Genomic DNA, 17,241 nt, shown 5'->3' on the forward strand with positions numbered 1-17,241 from the left:
TATGGCAGATAAAGGTAATTTTTTTGTAAGAAGACCTATTGTTGCAATGGTAATTGCAATAGTTATTGTAATTGTTGGAGCCGTTTCAATGATTGGATTGCCAATTGAGCAATATCCAAACTTAACACCACCTATTGTACAGATTAATGCTTCATATACAGGGGCAAATGCGATTAATGTTGAAGAGTCTGTTGCGACCCCTCTAGAACAGCAAATCAATGGAGTTGATAATATGATTTATATGAAATCAACTAACTCTAATGATGGAACAATGAATATTCAGGTTTCTTTTGAGGTAGGTACAGATCCTGACATGAATACAGTACTTACTCAGAATAAAGTTTCTGCTGCAACGGCAAAACTTCCACCTGCAGTAACTAAGTTAGGTGTAACAACACAGAAAGCATTACCCAATACATTAATGCTTGTAACCTTGACATCCGATGGAAGATATGATCAAGATTTTTTAGGTAATTATGCCTTGATTAATATTAAAGACCAGCTTGCTCGTATTAGAGGTATTGGTCGTGTAGATGTTTTAGGAGCTTCTGATTATTCAATGCGTATATGGGTAAAACCAGATCGCTTGTCGCAGTTGCAATTAACTGTACCTGAAATTATAAACGCTATCAATCAACAGAATGAACTTGTTCCTGGAGGTAAATTTGGTGCAGAACCTGCACCTCCTGGTACAGATTTTACCTACACGGTTAGACTTCCTGATAGGTTTAATTCTGAAGAAGCTTTTGAAGAAATTGTTGTTCGTACGGAGCCAGATGGTTCTCAAATTAAACTTAAAGATGTTGCAACGGTTAATTTAGGTGTAGAGTTATATAACATGTTTGCCAGGTTAAATGGTGAAACAGCGGCTATTATTGCGCTTTATCAGGCTCCAGGTTCAAACGGCGTTGAATTGGCAAGTCAGGTAATCCAGAATATGGAAGAGATGTCTGCAGACTTTCCTGAATCTGTAAAATACGATGTTTCTATAGATACTACAAAATCTATAACAGCGGGTATTAAAGAAATTGTTATTACCTTATTTATTGCTTTAGCCCTAGTAATCTTGGTGGTATTCTTATTTATACAAGATTGGAGAGCCACTTTAATTCCAACTTTAGCTATTCCAGTTTCGCTGGTCGGGGCATTTATATTTTTCCCGATGTTAGGCTTTACAATTAATGTACTTTCGTTATTAGGACTAGTATTGGCAATTGGTATTGTGGTAGATGATGCGATTGTAGTGGTAGAAGCCGTACAGGTTAATATTGAAAAGGGAATGAGTGCTAAAGAGGCTACTATGGATGCCATGGCAAAAGTAACTGCTCCAATTATTGCCACTACTTTGGTATTAGTAGCAGTATTTATTCCTGTAGCAGGTATGGCAGGAATTACAGGGCTCCTCTATCAGCAATTTGCAATTACCATTGTTGTTTCTGTATTGGTTTCTTCTGTAAATGCCTTGTCTTTATCTCCAGCATTATGTTCGTTACTGTTAAAAGAGCCAAAACCATACGGTGGTCCTTTAGGTTGGTTCTTCGGAAAGTTCAATAAAGGAATGGACAGATCTACGGAAGGGTACATGAGTTTTACTAACATTGTCTCAAGAAAAATTAAACGCGGAGTCATATTTATTGTAATTCTTACAATTGGAGCTGGATTCTTTGGAAAGTTAGTACCAAGCGGATTTATTCCAGAAGAAGATATGGGGTATTTCTTTGTCAACGTTCAGTTACCGAATGCTGCTTCATTACAACGTTCAGATGTTGTAACAAAACAAATAGAGGTGGTGTTAGAAAATGTACCAGAAGTAGAATACATTACCACTGCAACGGGATATAGTATTTTATCTGGGGCCATGATTTCTAATACAGGATTCTTGTTTGTTTCTTTAAAAGATTGGGACAAAAGAGAACGAACCGCTGAAGAGGTAATTGCCGACGTTAATAAAAAATTGATGTTTGGTATTAAAGATGCACAGGCTTTCGCTTTTGGTCCACCTGCAATCCCTGGTTTAGGTAATGGAGCAGGGTTTAGTATAATGCTACAAGATAGAACGGGTAATACTCCAGAATACCTATCTCAAAACGCCATGAAATTTATTCAGGCAGCAAATGCAAGACCTGAAATCGGTTCTGCATTTACAACATTCCAAGCTACAGTGCCTCAAAGGTATATGGATATTGATAAAGAAAAGGCACTCAAAATGGGAGTGAACTTAAACGATTTGTATACGACTATTGGAGCCTTTATGGGTGGTTCTTATGTAAATGATTTTACCCGATTTGGTAGATTGTATAAAACCTATATTCAAGCAGAACCGGAATATCGTGTAGATGAATCTCAAATTAATAAATTCTTTATCAAGAATAATCAAGGTGAAATGGTGCCACTATCAACAATTGCAAGTATCCACCCTATTTCTGGACCTGATTATACAGTTCGATTTAATTTGTTTAGATCTGTTGAGGTTACAGGTGTACCTGCCGATGGCTATACTTCGGATGATGCCCGTTTGGCTTTAAAAGAAGTAGCCAATGAAGTGCTGCCAACAGATATGGGGTATTCTTGGAATGCAATGTCTTTTCAAGAAGAAAAAGCATCTGGTTCTTTAATAACCATTTTAACTTTTTCTTTGGTATTTGTATTCTTGATTCTTGCTGCTCAATACGAGAGTTGGTCATTACCATTTGCAATTTTACTAGGAACACCATTTGCAATATTTGGTGCGCTATTTGCTTTATGGGCAGGAAGATTGATTAGTCCAACTTTCGAGAATAACATTTTCGCACAAGTATCCTTTGTAATGTTAATTGGTATGGCGGCTAAAAATGCCATTCTTATTGTAGAATTTGCAAACGATGAGTTTAAAGATGGAAAGAGTCTATTTGAAGCAGCTGCAGCTGCAGCTCGCTCTAGATTTAGACCGATATTAATGACGGCCTTTTCATTTATTCTCGGGGTATTCCCTCTGGTTGTTGCTGTTGGTTCGGGGGCAGAAGCAAGAAAGGTTATGGGTATGGCTCTTCTAGGAGGAATGACCTTAGCTACTTTCCTAGGTGTTTTCTTATATCCAATGTTATTTATTCTAATTGGGAAAATAGCGGGTTATGAAAAGAAACGGGAAAAATTAGCAGCATTAGAAACCTCAAATTCAAGTGAATCATGAAAAAGTATTTAAACTTATACAATACGGTTTTAGTTGGGATTGTTTTTTTAGTTGTACAATCATGTGCTGTTGGCCCTGATTATGTGAGGCCAGAAACTCAAAACAATGCTACATTTAGATATTCTAATGACACAGATAGTGTTATAAATTTGAAATGGTGGGAAATTTTTGATGACCCGTATTTAGATACACTAATTGTAGAGGCCTTACGAGCAAATAAGAATTTATTGATAGCCGCAAGCAGAGTCGAGCAAGCCAGAGAGAATGTTCGATTCAATAAAGCAGATTATGGTCCTAAGTTTGGAATCTCAGCCAATGCTGGAAGGGGTGATTATATTTCAGGATTACAATTAAACGACCCAATTACTTCTTTTGGTACAGCAGCATCTGTTAACTGGGAGTTAGATTTTTGGGGTAAATTTAGAAGAAGTACTGAAGCCGCCAAGGCAGAACTAGTAGCTTCTTTTTATGCAAAAAGAGCAATAGAAATTAGTTTGATTTCTGAAGTAGCTACTAATTATTTTCAATTATTAGATTATAGAGCTCGTTTACAAATATCTGAAAGTACGCTAGAATCGAGAGATGAAACGTTGGAATTAATTCAAGCGCGTTTTGATAATGAATATACACATATTATTGATGTAAACCAAGCCGAAATTCAAAAAGCAATTAGCCAAGGTTCTGTGCCATTTTTTAAACGTCAAATTGCATTTACAGAACATAATTTAAGTGTATTGTTGGGTAGAAAGCCAGATTCAATCCCTGTAGAGAAAAGTTTGAACGATTATCCAATTCCTGAAGATATTCCTACCGGAATTCCTTCAGAGTTACTAATGAGAAGACCAGATGTATTGGAGGCCGCACAATCATATAGAGCTCAAAATGCACGTATAGGTGTTGCGCAAGCTATGCGTTTTCCTTCAATTAGCTTAACAGGATTATTAGGAGCTGGTAGTGATGAGTTAAGCTCAATTTTTGATAATGGTTTAGGCTGGAATATTGGAGGTAGTCTTACCGCGCCATTATTTGAGTTTGGTAAAAATAAACGTAGAGTAGATATTGAACGTGAACGCACAAAACAAACTTTTTATTCCTATGAAAATACAGTGTTAAATGCCTTTTTAGATGTAGAAAATTCATTGGCATCTGTGTCTACATTAAAAGAAGAATTAGAAGCAAACGATTTAAGATCTTCAGCTGCAAGAAATGCAAGTTACCTATCTAGAGAGCGTTATTACCAAGGTGTTACCAGTTATTTAGAGGTAATAGAAAATGAGCGTCAAGAGTTTGATGCACGTTTAGCATACTCTGAGAATTATCAGAAAATTTTGAGTGCTTACGTGTATTTATATAAATCATTAGGCGGTGGTTGGATTAGCCAATCAGAAATTGATAAATATGCACAACAACTCGCGGATGATCAGGGAGTCGATATTTCTCAAATAGATAAAGACTCGCTGTTTTACGATGGGCAAATTATAGATTTGGTGTTAACGAAAGAAGAAGAAAAAGCGCGAAAAGAAGCGAAAAAGGCGCAACGTAAAATGGAACGTCAACAAAAAAGAGAAAACCGTCAGATTAACTAGTAAGATGAAAAAGAATGCTTTGGCATTGGTAATGTCTTTTGTAATTGTGAGTGTTATGGGACAGGAAAATTTACCGTATAGAACAATTGATAAATCATATGATAGCTATAATGCGGGTACGGTAGTTGCACGAATGTTAGATGGATTGGGGTTTCGGTTTTATTGGGCCACTGAAGAGCTTAAAGAAAGTTCGTTGAATTATAAGCCAAGTGAAGAGGCAAGAACTTATGAAGAAACAATAAACCATATATTGGGGCTTTCGAGAATCATTGTGAATAGCGCGCTGCAACAACCTAATGATAGAAGTGTGGAACAACCAGTGCATTCTTATGAACAGAAGCGAGAGGCAATTTTGAAGAATATTAAAACGGCCAGCGATATATTTATGAAGGTTGATGATTTAGCGAATTATACAATTGTTTTTACTTCGGATCAGGGGAGTCGAGAGATCCCTTTTTGGAACAATATAAATGGTCCTATTGAAGATGCAGTTTGGCATTGTGGACAGCTAGTTAGTATGCGAAGAGCAGCGGGAGACCCCATGAGCAAAAAACCAAGTTTCTTTTCTGGTCAAGTGAGAGAGTAGATTTTGGTGAACCACCTAACTTTGAAGCTCCTTAATAATTTATGAATACTACTATCAAAGATAAAATAGAGTCTATAAGAAAAGACTTAAGACAGCACAATCACAATTATTATGTGCAAGATAATCCTACAATTTCAGATTTTGAGTTTGATCAACTGCTTAAGGAGCTAGAGGAGCTCGAGAAAAGTCATCCAGAATTTTTTGACCCAAACTCTCCAACACAAAGAGTAGGAGGAGCAATTACCAAAAATTTTGAAACGGTAGTGCATAAGAATCGAATGTATTCTTTAGATAATTCATACTCTAAAGAAGATGTAGAAGATTGGGAAAAGCGAATTCATAAATTGTCTGGTACTACAGATTTAAGTTATACATGTGAATTAAAGTACGATGGAGCATCTATAAACCTGCGATATGAAAATGGCGTTTTGGTAAATGCCGTAACTAGAGGTGATGGTTTTCAAGGCGATAATGTAACGGCTAATATTCGTACCATAAAATCGATACCCTTAGTTGTTGAAAATTTTGTTCAAGATTTTGAAATTCGAGGCGAAATTATTTTACCTATTGATGGTTTCAATAAAATGAATGAGGAAAGAGTTGCAGCGGGAGAAGACCCATATAGAAATCCTAGAAATACGGCTAGTGGTAGTTTAAAATTACAAGATAGTGCCGAAGTAGCAAATAGACCTCTAGATTGTTTGCTGTATCACGTTGTAGGAGTTGTTCCTTATAAAACGCATGCAGCTACATTAGATGCAGCAAGAAATGTTGGTTTTAAAATTCCGAAAGCAATTCAGGTGTGTAATAATGTAGAGGAAATCATGAGTTTTATTGAATACTGGGATTCTAAGAGGCATGATTTACCTTATGAGACCGATGGTATTGTAATTAAAGTGAATGAATTGCATGTTCAAGAAGAGCTTGGGTTTACATCTAAGGCGCCAAGGTGGGCAATTGCTTATAAGTTCAAAGCGGAGCAAGAAAGTACAGTTCTCGACAGGATAACGTACCAAGTGGGTAGAACTGGAGCCATAACTCCGGTAGCAAATTTACAGCCAGTTCAGTTGGCTGGAACTATTGTAAAAAGAGCCTCATTGCACAATGCTGACCAAATTGAGAAGCTAGACATAAGAGAGGGAGATACAGTTTATGTAGAGAAAGGTGGAGAAATTATACCAAAAGTGGTTGGAGTAGATTTGTCAAAGCGACCTTTTGATAGTGTTCCAACAATTTATGCATCGCATTGTCCAGATTGCGATACCGAGTTAGTAAGAACAGAGGGTGATGCTAAGCATTACTGTCCCAATACTTATGGTTGTCCAACACAAATTACAGGAAGGATTCAACATTATATAAGTAGGAAGGCCATGAATATAGATGGTTTAGGTAGTGAAACAGTTGAGCTTTTATTTAAAGAAAACTTGATACAGAATTATGCAGACTTGTATGAACTTACTGTAGAAAAGGTACTACCATTAGAGCGGATGGCTGAAAAATCTGCACAAAACTTAGTATTAGGGATAGAGGCTTCTAAACAAATTCCTTTTGAAAAGGTATTATTCGCACTTGGAGTTCGATTTGTTGGAGAAACCGTAGCTAAAAAATTAGCTCGACATTTTAAATCTATAGATGCATTATTTACTGCTTCATTTGAAGAATTAGTTACTGTTGATGAAATTGGAGATAGAATTGCTGAAAGCATTGTGGATTTTGGGAATGATCTAGGTAATATTCAATTAATCGACAGATTGAAATCTTATGGAGTTCAATTAGAAATTGATGCATCCGTAACAGAGAATCAATCTGATGTATTAGCAGGTAAAGTGTTTGTAGTGTCAGGAGTTTTTGTAAAAGTAAGTAGAAACGAATTAAAAAAACTGATAGAGGAGAACGGAGGAAAAGTGTCTAGTAGTATTTCTAAAAAAACCACGTATATCGTAGCTGGTGCCAATATGGGTCCTAGTAAAAAAGAGAAAGCTGAAAAACTTAAGGTGCCTATAATTGACGAAGATGATTTTTTAGAAATGTTGGTTTGACAATTATTGTATAAAACCTTATATTGCAACAACCAACCAATCTTTTTAATGAAAAAGAGTTCCCTACTGTTATTGCTGTTTGCGATAATATCTTTGAGTTACGTTATTGGTTTGATTCTCGAGAATCAAACCATAATATTTGTATTTAAGCCTTTAATAATGCTATCCTTAATGGGTTACTATAGCAGCATGGTTGCAAAACCAAACAAGTTGTTTCTAGGAGCAATATTCTTTTCTTTTCTCGGAGATGTTTTTTTACTGTATGATTTGGAGCTTAATTTTATATTAGGACTTTCGTCATTTTTAATTGCACATTTATTGTATATAAGTGTATTTAAAAAGCTTATTTCAAATACAAGTATAGCCCAAAAAGTTGTTGCATTTATTCCTTTTACAGGTTTGTATGTATTTCTAATGTGGTATTTAAAAGATGTGTTGGGAGCAATGCAAGTTCCGGTTTTTGTTTATGGAGCTGTAATTTGTATTTTTGGTTATATAGCTTTTTTGCATTATGTTAAGCGTCAAACTGCATTGGCAGGAGTATTAGTAGTTGGGTCATTATTATTTATAGTTTCAGATTCTCTATTGGCAATTAACAAATTTTATTACAAGCAAGTTGGATTTGATGAAATAATAATAATAACTTACATCCTAGCTCAATACTCCATATGTAAATTTATGGTTAACTATCAGGAAGCTAGGTAGTTTTTGTTGGATAATACTGTTAATTTTCATCTAAAAGGCATCTAAATCTCGAATGTAGATTTGCCAAATGTGAGCACCATGTTTATTCGATTGATTTTTATCTCCCCACCAATTCTTGAATTTGAATTAGATAAAGTTAAGCATGATTGATTAACTTAAACTATCGGACAGCTTGTAATGTTCCTTCAAGAGTTTCTATTTCTTAAAGCTGCAATTTATAAAGTTAAAAATCAAAACTTAAATTTAAATATTCTACATGAATTGCAAGATGACTCATTTTCAAATTAAATCATTGAGAAAAGGCACTTGAAGTAAAAACCACAAGTGCCATTATATTAAATATAAACTTCATTTATCTGGAGTCTATACGGCCTCTTTTGGTGCCTCTAACCATTTGTCATTTTTCGACTCTCCTAAAATGGTAATATCTTTTATACGTCTATATTCTGAAACAGCTTCTAGCATAGATGCTCGATCATCTCTCCGAATTTTAATTCCTCCAGATTTTTCGCCTTTGTTTCTAACTTCAATATAAAATCCATCTTTTAATTTAGCTGGTCTTGTTGGTGGTCTTCCCATACTGAGTAAGGTTTGTGAGTTTTATAATTTATAAATATAATTAATTAATTCTTAATGACAAGTTAAAACTTGGAGCCAATAATAGGGATATTTTTACGATAATTAAATAAAATTACTATTGAAAAAATAAATACTCCCATTGCCATATAAAATAGTATCCCTCCATCATTTTGAATTTCAACGCCTAATTTATTGATATGTAGTCCAATAGCTCCGGCCATCATTCCTGCACTCATTAAGGCTCCTAACCAAACAGTTCTACCAAATAAAAGAAGAATAGCAGCAATTAATTCAAGAATTCCAACACCTATTCTACCAAAAGGCTCTAATCCAACTGTTTCAAATATATACACACTGTCAGGATGCGCCGTAAATTTATATCTCAGGGTCTGTATTAGAATAACAGCAACCACTAATCTTAAAATTAGAATAATATTTTTGTTCATTTTGTGTTTAATTTGGTTTTTTAGACGAACTTCTTTGCGAATATTACAATTGAATTCCAATTTGTAGGTTAACTCTTAATTTTATTTATTTTTGCTTCTCAACAAAAATTTCAATGCTATTCAAGGGGGTAAAGCATAAATCAATTCAAAAGAAAATTGTAAAGAAATTTGAAACTTTACAAAATAATAGCGATTTAAAAATTGATAAAAACTCTAAAGTTTTATTGATTTTAGAAGATAAAAGTGATGTGCCCTTACGGGAGTTACTAAACCAAAAATTTTCATGGCCTTTAAAGAGAATATCAACTTTATTGTTTAATGATTCAAACCAGGTTGATTCAAATACAGAATTAACATTCTCATTAGAGCACATTGGTTTATTTGGCAACATAAAGTCCGAAGAGTTGAAAAAAGAAATAGATCAAGATTTTGATTTGGTTATCAATTTACTGTCAAATGATGTTGCTCTTTTGTTAACCCTAGAGTCAAATTCAAAATTTAGAATTGGAGTTGATAGTAATAAGGCAAATTTTTATGATTTAACAATAGCAACAGAGTCAGGAGATTTGAATATTTTTGTAAACGAATTAGAACGATATTTAAAGATTTTAAATAAGATATAATGCAAGAATTTATTGGGACAGGTGTGGCATTAGTTACTCCATTTAATCAAGAAGGTAATATTGATTATATTGGATTAGAGAAATTGGTAGAAATTCAAATTGCAAGTGGTATAGAGTATTTAGTTGTTTTGGGTACTACAGGTGAACCTGCAACACTTACTATAGAAGAACAAATCAAAGTTCAAGAAAAAATTATTAAAGTTAACAATGGCAGACTGCCATTGGTTTTAGGTGTTGGAGGTAATAATACGATGGCTGTTGTTGAGACTCTTAAATCAAAAGATTTAAGTGCGTATGCAGCAATACTATCTGTATCTCCATATTATAATAAACCTACTCAAGAGGGCATTTATCAGCATTTTAAAGCTATTTCTCAGGCGAGTCCCTTACCGATTATTTTGTACAATGTACCGGGTAGAACGGCACAAAACGTTCAACCAGAAACCGTTTTGCGTTTGGCAAATGATTTTGATAATATTATTGCTATTAAGGAAGCTGCTGGAGATATAGAGCAAGCAAAAGCAATTATTGACAATAAACCAACTGATTTTTTAGTAATCTCAGGAGATGATATGATTGCCTTAGATATGACTCTTGCTGGAGGTTCGGGCGTAATTAGTGTGATTGCTCAATGTTTACCTGAAGATTTTTCTGACATGATTAGGTTAGGTCTAAAAGGAGAGGCTTCTGCTGCCTATGATTTGCATAATAAGGCCAAAGAAAGTATTGATTTGATATTTGAAGAAGGTAATCCTGCCGGTATTAAAGCAATGCTGCAAACGCAAGGAATTTGTCAAGATCAAGTGCGATTGCCTTTGGTAAAAGCTACTCCAGAATTACAAAAAAAAATAGCGCATTTTGTAATTTCTTATTAAGATTTTAGCAAGTATATTTAACAAACAATTATCACAAAAAAAGTACGTTCTTTATGAAGAGAACGTACTTTCGTTTTTAAATGAGAGCTTCAAAAAATCATTTTAATAATCCAATAGAAATAACTAATTTTGCCCCCATGCAAAAAATGAAGAGAATAGGAATGTTGCTGATTACTGTATTGCTAATCAGTTCTTGTGGTGAGTATAGTAAAGTACTTAATAAAGGAACTATTGAAGAGCAGTATAAAATGGCTGCAGAAATGTACGATGCTAAAAAGTACAACAAGGCTATTAGTTTGTTTGATAAAATTACACCAGGGTATAGAGGTAAGCCTCAAATGGAGCGTATTCAATTTATGATTAGTGATGCGCACTATCAAACAAAACAGTATAGCTTATCTGCTTATTATTTTGATCGTTTTACCAAAAACTATCCTAAGAGTACCAAAAGAGAGGAAGCAGCTTTCTTAGCAGCGCATAGTTATTACCTAGATTCTCCAGTATATAGTTTAGATCAAGCAGCAACAAATGATGCTTTGCTTGCATTGCAAAAATATATCGATACATACCCAAATTCAAATAGAATTGAAGAAGCTAATTTGCTGGTAAAAGATTTACGTTATAAATTAGAGAAAAAAGCGTTTGAAACTGCAAAGCAGTTTTATCATATAGAAGATTACACAGCCGCTATTACTGCGTTTGATAATTTAATATCAGATTATTTAGGAACAACTTTTAGAGAAGAGGCCATGTTCTTAAAGTTTAAAGCTTCGCACGACTTAGCTTTAAAAAGTGTATTTTCTAAAAAGGAAGAACGTTTAAAAGCAGCAGAAAGTGCTTACGATAGATTAAAAAGAAATTACCCAGAATCATCATATTTTAAAGAGGGAGACAAATTAATGAAAGATGTTAATGAAGCATTGGCCGAGTTTGCTCCTTTGGTAGTTACAAATCCTGAAAATAAATAAAAATGGACTATAAAAATTCAGAAGCACCATTAACAACGGTTACTTACAACAGAGAAGAAATAGAGAATCCAACGGAGAATTTGTATGAGGCAATTGTGATTATGGCACAAAGAGCTACACAAATTAATGGCGAACTTAAGAGAGAGTTGATTGAGAAGTTAGATGAGTTTGCTACGCATAATGATAGCTTAGAAGAAGTGTTTGAAAACAAAGAACAAATTGAAGTTTCTAAGTTTTACGAGCGTTTACCTAAGCCAACTGCGATTGCTGTAGAAGAGTGGTTAGAAAGCCGTACTTATTACAGAAACAAAGAGACAAAATAAAAACCATGTCAGTTTTAAGCGGTAAAAATGTTTTACTCGGTGTTACCGCAGGTATTGCCGCTTACAAAACAGCACATGTTGTTAGAATTTTTATTAAGGCAGGTGCCAATGTACAGGTTGTAATGACACCTGCCTCAAAAGACTTTGTTACACCCTTAACACTGTCTACCTTATCTAAAAATCCTGTACATTCTACTTTTTACAGTAAAGAAGACGAAAACGAACTTTGGAATAATCATGTTGATTTAGGTCTTTGGGCTGATTATATGTTAATTGCTCCAGCCACTGCCAATACCATGTCTAAAATGGCAAATGGTACTTGCGATAATTTGCTTTTAGCAACGTATTTATCTGCAAAGTGTCCGGTTTATATTGCTCCTGCAATGGATCTTGATATGTATAAGCATGGATCTACCAATGCAAATTTAGAGCAATTAAGATCCTTTGGAAATACAATTATTCCAGCTGGAACAGGGGAACTTGCCAGTGGATTGGTAGGAGAGGGGCGAATGGCAGAACCGGAGGAGATCATTTCATTTATTGAGGCAGATATTTTATTAAAATTACCACTAAAAGATAAGAAAGTGCTTATTACTGCAGGTCCTACATACGAAGCAATAGATCCTGTTCGTTTTATTGGAAATCATTCATCTGGTAAGATGGGGTTTGAATTAGCAAAAGCTGCAGCTGCTATAGGAGCAGAGGTAATTTTGATTACAGGACCAACCGCTGAGTCTATTTCTCACAATTTGATTGAGCGAGTAGATGTTGTTAGCGCAAATGATATGTACAATGAGGTACATAAGTATTTTGAAACAGTAGATGTTGGAATTTTTTCTGCCGCTGTTGCTGACTATAAACCTATAAATATAGCTACTCAAAAGATTAAAAAATCAGATGCAACTATGGATATATCTTTGGAGAAAACGCAAGATATTTTGGCATCGGCTGGTACAATTAAGAAAGATCAGTTTTTGGTAGGTTTTGCTTTAGAAACCAACGATGAATTGACAAATGCCAAGAGTAAATTAAAGCGTAAGAATTTAGATATGATTGTACTTAATTCTTTAAATGATAAAGGAGCAGGATTTAAGAATGATACAAATAAGATTACAATTATTGATAAATCGGAAAAAATTTCGGAATTTAGTCTAAAATCAAAAGCAGAGGTGGCTTCTGACATATTAAATGAAATTCTAGTTAGATTGTAAATGCGTTATTTAAGTTTTCTTTTTATTTTCTTTTTATCATTTACCTCTTTTGCTCAAGAGATTGAAGCAACAGTTGATGTAAATGCTCAAAGCGTTACATATTCAAATAAGCAGTTATTTGAAACTTTAGAAAGAGAGCTTACGGAGTTTATCAATCAAAAGAAATGGACCAATAGAGCATTTTTAAACCAAGAAAAAATTAAATGTGCTTTTACATTAACAATTTTAGAGGCTCCTTCTACAAGTGAGTTTAGAGGAAATTTGCAAATTCAGTCTGTAAGACCCGTTTATAATTCTACATATTTGTCGTCTGTATTTAATTTTAAAGACGATGATGTAAGTTTTCAATATACAGAATTTGCACCTTTTCAGTATAATCCTAATACATTTGATAACAATTTAACATCCATTATTGCATTCTATGTTTATACAATTTTGGGTATTGATGGAGATACGTTTCAAAATGAGGGAGGTGCCGTATTTTATAGTGAAGCAGAAAATGTAGTGAACCAAGCACAAAGTAGTGGTTATGTAGGGTGGAATTCAAATGACCGAGGGCAAACAAGGTATAAGTTAATCAACGATATCTTAGCACCTGCATTTTTAAATTATCGCAAAGCAATGTACGTTTATCATCGTGAAGGATTAGATAAAATGTTAGAAGATAAAACTGCTGCAAAGAACACAATTCATAGAGCAATTCAATTATTTACGCCTATTTATAATAGTAGGCCAACGGCAAATATTATACGGGTATTTATGAATGCTAAAGCAGACGAAATTGTAAATATCTATTCTGGAGGTCCGCGTTTTGATACCGAAGATTTAAAGAACGATTTAAACAGAATTTCTGCTCAGAACTCTTCTAAGTGGAACGAAATTAAGTAACCTATAAATTTTTGTTACTGTGCTCAGTCATTTAACCATTACCAATTATGCCCTTATTGATCAATTATCTGTATCCTTTGATAAAGGATTATCCATTATTACAGGAGAAACAGGTGCTGGAAAATCAATTCTATTGGGGGCTCTTGGTTTGGTTTTGGGTAAAAGGGCAGATTCTTCTACTCTTAAAAATACAGAAAAGAAATGCATTATTGAGGCTCAGTTTGATATAGAAGCGTATAATTTGAATGTATTTTTTGATGAAGTCGATTTAGACTATGACCATCAAACGATTATTAGAAGAGAAATTTTGCCATCTGGTAAATCTAGAGCCTTTGTTAACGATACTCCCACTACTATAAATGTTTTACAAAGTGTAGGGCAACAATTAATTGATGTGCATTCGCAGTATCAAACATTAACTATAACTGAAATACCTTACCAGTTTTACATTCTTGATACGCTCGCAAAAAATACCAAATTGGTTGCTTCGTATAAAAGAGGCTTACTTCGGCTAAAAGAAGTTAAGAAAGAATTAGATGTTCTTAAAAATGAGCAAAAAACAATACAGCAGCAATTCGAATATCATCAGTTTTTATTAAAAGAATTAGATGAGGCTAATTTTAAAGTTGGTGAGCAGAAAGAGATTGAAGAAGAACTTGCAATTCTAAATAATGTTGAGGTTGTTAAAGAAAAGCTTTCAGAAGTTATTGAGTTGGCCGAAAATGAATCTTATGGTATTTCTAGCACTTTATATACCCTAAATTTAAGGCTTCACGAGATTGGTGATTTAGGGAGACAATATCAACAATTGTCAGAAAGAACAGAGAGTATTAAAATTGAGTTTAAGGACATTCTTGATGAAGTAGAAAGAGCTTTTGAATCAGTTGTAAACGACCCAGAAAGGTTGTCGGTTTTAAACAATCGATTACAACTATTACTTGATTTATATAAAAAGCACCAGGTTTCTAGTATTGAAGAACTATCAGAGATTCATAAAACACTGTTAGAAACTGTGTACAAAGGCGAACATGCACAGCAATTTATTGAAGAAAAAGAAGCTCAAATTCAAAAAATTAGTACAGATTTAAATACTTTGGCTACTAAAATTCATAAAAATAGAAAAGGAGTTATTCCATTGTTAATTGAACAGCTAGAAAATCAGTTGGCAGAATTAGGGATGGAAAATGTTCGATTCAATATTGAATTAGACCTTATTGAGAATTTTGAAAGTAATGGTAAAGACAAATTATCATTATTGTTTTCAGCCAATAAAGGCGTAAGCTTTGGCAGTTTAAAAAAACAAGCATCTGGAGGAGAATTGTCTAGAATAATGCTTGTTGTAAAGGCAATTTTAGCAGAACATATTAATTTACCTACCATTATTTTTGATGAAATTGACACAGGTGTTTCAGGAGAGGTCGCAAATAAAATGGGCGGTATTATGCAAAACATGAGCAATACAATGCAAGTAGTATCTATTACGCATTTACCTCAGATTGCGGCAAAAGGAAATCAGCATTATAAAGTGTTTAAAGAAGAAAATAAATCTGGTATCATCCATACACAATTGCAGCAATTAAATCAAGAAGAACGCGTTGTTGAAATTGCGGAGATGCTTGGTGGTAAAGATTTATCAGAGTCTGCAATTTCTCATGCAAAATCACTTTTAGGTTAATTCTAAAAAGGCTGTACTCATTTTAAAAAAAGCGTATCTTTGCGCAACAAAAATTAAGAACCAATCAATATAAATAACTTTAGATATGTACAATTTATTAAAAGGTAAAAGAGGAATTATTTTTGGAGCATTAAATTCAGATTCTATAGCATGGAAAGTTGCTGAGCGCGCTCATGAAGAAGGAGCTACTTTTGTTTTAACAAACGCGCCAATTGCAATGCGAATGGGCGCTATTAATGAATTGGCAGAAAAAACAAATTCTAAGGTTATTCCTGCAGATGCAACTTCTATGGAAGATATTGAGAATTTGATTTCGCAATCTATGGAAATTTTAGGTGGTAAAATTGATTTTGTTTTACACTCTATCGGAATGTCTGTTAATGTGCGTAAAGGACGTCATTATACCGATCCTAAATATGATTTTACTTCAAAAGGTTGGGATGTTTCAGCTTTATCGTTTCATAAAGTAATGAATGTACTGTATAACAAAGATGCCATGAATGAATGGGGCTCAATTGTTGCACTGACATATATGGCTGCGCAACGGGTATTCCCTGATTATAACGATATGGCTGACAATAAAGCCTATTTAGAATCTATTGCTAGAAGTTTTGGTTATTTCTTTGGTAGAGATCACAAAGTTCGTGTTAATACAATTTCTCAATCTCCAACCATGACAACTGCTGGTAGTGGTGTTAAAGGTTTTGATGCCTTCTTGAATTATGCAGAAACGATGTCTCCGTTGGGTAATGCCTCTGCATTAGAATGTGCAGATTACACTATCTCTTTATTTTCTGATTTAACGAAAAAAGTAACATTACAGAATTTATTTCATGATGGAGGGTTCTCAAATATGGGAATTAGTACCAAAGTTATGGATCAGTTTTCAAAAGAGTAGTAACTACTTTAAATATAAAAAGTTAGGGTATTTTTTGTTAGTTTTATTACGAGAATGTTCATTGAGTAATTCTACAATAAGAAACTTAAATGCTTCTATATGATTTCTTGTTACAAAACTGAAATTATTACGAAATACAGATGACTGTATTGAGCTGTAAATGAGGAGTGTAGAAATCTATATTTAAATGCAATAGGCAACATTCTATTCGTTGCGTAATGAGTGATATTTTGTTGATTACTCATCATTGATTCATTAATTTGAGAGTAAAATTTTATATTTTAAATATCAATTATCTAAAATGTAAATTGGCTATGAGAAAATCTACATGATTGAGCATACTGCTATGCCTTGTACTAAGTATTTTTACTTATGCACATATTATTGAAGATTTTGAAATAGATCCAATAACTAACTCGCTAGACATTTATGTAAACTGAAGGAGATGACCCAAGGATTGTTCAAACAATTGTAAGAGTAAATATGAGGTACATCTCATTTTATTATTAGGAATATCATATTACAACTCAATCGACCTATTTCATGATTTCTTCCAGTTATGCTATTTCTAGCAAAGTGAACCTTATTTTTATAGCAATCATAATTTTGCATCAGATTATGGTATTGAAAGTCAAGTAGATCTTTCTAAAGATTCGTTAATCCAATAATA

The 17,241-nt window shown here is 33.8% G+C and carries 15 protein-coding genes; 13 read left to right on the top strand and 2 right to left on the bottom strand.

Annotation, left to right across the window (positions count from 1 at the left end):
* Nucleotide 1 precedes the first annotated feature (1 nt).
* The 5 genes from ACYQ5R_RS11415 to ACYQ5R_RS11435 are packed head-to-tail and all read left to right on the top strand — an operon-like array spanning nt 2 to nt 8,085.
* Complete coding sequence (locus ACYQ5R_RS11415) at nt 2-3,169, top strand: efflux RND transporter permease subunit (RefSeq protein ID WP_460191083.1); 3,168 nt, start codon at nt 2-4, stop codon at nt 3,167-3,169.
* Nucleotides 3,166-4,755: an efflux transporter outer membrane subunit gene (locus ACYQ5R_RS11420; RefSeq protein ID WP_460191084.1), complete on the top strand. Its 1,590-nt coding sequence runs from the start codon at nt 3,166-3,168 to the stop codon at nt 4,753-4,755. Before ACYQ5R_RS11415 ends, ACYQ5R_RS11420 begins: the two co-directional genes overlap by 4 nt.
* A 4-nt stretch (nt 4,756-4,759) precedes the next feature.
* Nucleotides 4,760-5,341 carry a DinB family protein gene (locus ACYQ5R_RS11425; RefSeq protein WP_460191085.1) on the top strand — a complete coding sequence of 194 codons (582 nt, stop codon included), beginning with the start codon at nt 4,760-4,762 and terminating at the stop codon, nt 5,339-5,341.
* A gap of 41 nt (nt 5,342-5,382) precedes the next feature.
* Nucleotides 5,383-7,380: an NAD-dependent DNA ligase LigA gene (gene ligA / locus ACYQ5R_RS11430; RefSeq protein WP_460191086.1), complete on the top strand. Its 1,998-nt coding sequence runs from the start codon at nt 5,383-5,385 to the stop codon at nt 7,378-7,380.
* A 48-nt stretch (nt 7,381-7,428) separates the two neighbouring features.
* Nucleotides 7,429-8,085: a lysoplasmalogenase gene (locus tag ACYQ5R_RS11435; RefSeq protein ID WP_460191087.1), complete on the top strand. Its 657-nt coding sequence runs from the start codon at nt 7,429-7,431 to the stop codon at nt 8,083-8,085.
* 363 nt (nt 8,086-8,448) lie between these two features.
* Here the strand turns inward: ACYQ5R_RS11435 and ACYQ5R_RS11440 are convergent, their stop codons facing one another.
* Both ACYQ5R_RS11440 and ACYQ5R_RS11445 read right to left on the bottom strand, forming a co-directional pair.
* A complete protein-coding gene (locus ACYQ5R_RS11440) occupies nt 8,449-8,664 on the bottom strand; it encodes a hypothetical protein (RefSeq protein WP_460191088.1) in 216 nt (71 codons plus the stop codon).
* 62 nt (nt 8,665-8,726) lie between these two features.
* Nucleotides 8,727-9,110 (bottom strand): DoxX family membrane protein, encoded by a 384-nt coding sequence (locus tag ACYQ5R_RS11445; protein ID WP_460191089.1) that lies wholly within the window; start codon nt 9,108-9,110, stop codon nt 8,727-8,729.
* A gap of 113 nt (nt 9,111-9,223) precedes the next feature.
* On the opposite strand from ACYQ5R_RS11445, the gene ACYQ5R_RS11450 reads away from it, so the two are divergent.
* The 8 genes from ACYQ5R_RS11450 to ACYQ5R_RS11485 all read left to right on the top strand — a co-directional run bounded on the left by ACYQ5R_RS11450 (nt 9,224) and on the right by ACYQ5R_RS11485 (nt 16,571).
* Nucleotides 9,224-9,733 (top strand): DUF6913 domain-containing protein, encoded by a 510-nt coding sequence (locus tag ACYQ5R_RS11450; protein ID WP_460191090.1) that lies wholly within the window; start codon nt 9,224-9,226, stop codon nt 9,731-9,733.
* Nucleotides 9,733-10,608: a 4-hydroxy-tetrahydrodipicolinate synthase gene (dapA, locus tag ACYQ5R_RS11455; protein ID WP_460191091.1), complete on the top strand. Its 876-nt coding sequence runs from the start codon at nt 9,733-9,735 to the stop codon at nt 10,606-10,608. Before ACYQ5R_RS11450 ends, dapA begins: the two co-directional genes overlap by 1 nt.
* Before the next feature lie 146 nt (nt 10,609-10,754).
* Nucleotides 10,755-11,576, top strand: coding sequence for an outer membrane protein assembly factor BamD (locus ACYQ5R_RS11460; RefSeq protein WP_460191092.1), 822 nt, complete (start codon nt 10,755-10,757; stop codon nt 11,574-11,576).
* A 2-nt stretch (nt 11,577-11,578) separates the two neighbouring features.
* Entirely contained in the window at nt 11,579-11,899 is a 321-nt protein-coding gene (locus ACYQ5R_RS11465; protein WP_460191093.1) for a DNA-directed RNA polymerase subunit omega, read from the top strand.
* 5 nt (nt 11,900-11,904) lie between these two features.
* Nucleotides 11,905-13,110, top strand: a complete 1,206-nt coding sequence (gene coaBC, locus ACYQ5R_RS11470) for a bifunctional phosphopantothenoylcysteine decarboxylase/phosphopantothenate--cysteine ligase CoaBC (protein WP_460191094.1) — start codon at nt 11,905-11,907, stop codon at nt 13,108-13,110.
* Nucleotides 13,111-13,998, top strand: coding sequence for a type IX secretion system protein PorD (porD, locus tag ACYQ5R_RS11475; protein ID WP_460191095.1), 888 nt, complete (start codon nt 13,111-13,113; stop codon nt 13,996-13,998). It abuts the gene before it with no gap.
* Between the two features lie 19 nt (nt 13,999-14,017).
* Nucleotides 14,018-15,673, top strand: coding sequence for a DNA repair protein RecN (locus ACYQ5R_RS11480; RefSeq protein WP_460191096.1), 1,656 nt, complete (start codon nt 14,018-14,020; stop codon nt 15,671-15,673).
* Between the two features lie 85 nt (nt 15,674-15,758).
* Nucleotides 15,759-16,571, top strand: a complete 813-nt coding sequence (locus tag ACYQ5R_RS11485; RefSeq protein WP_460191097.1) for an enoyl-ACP reductase FabI — start codon at nt 15,759-15,761, stop codon at nt 16,569-16,571.
* The last annotated feature ends 670 nt before the right edge of the window (nt 16,572-17,241 follow it).

Source organism: Urechidicola sp. KH5 (genome assembly GCF_054661455.1).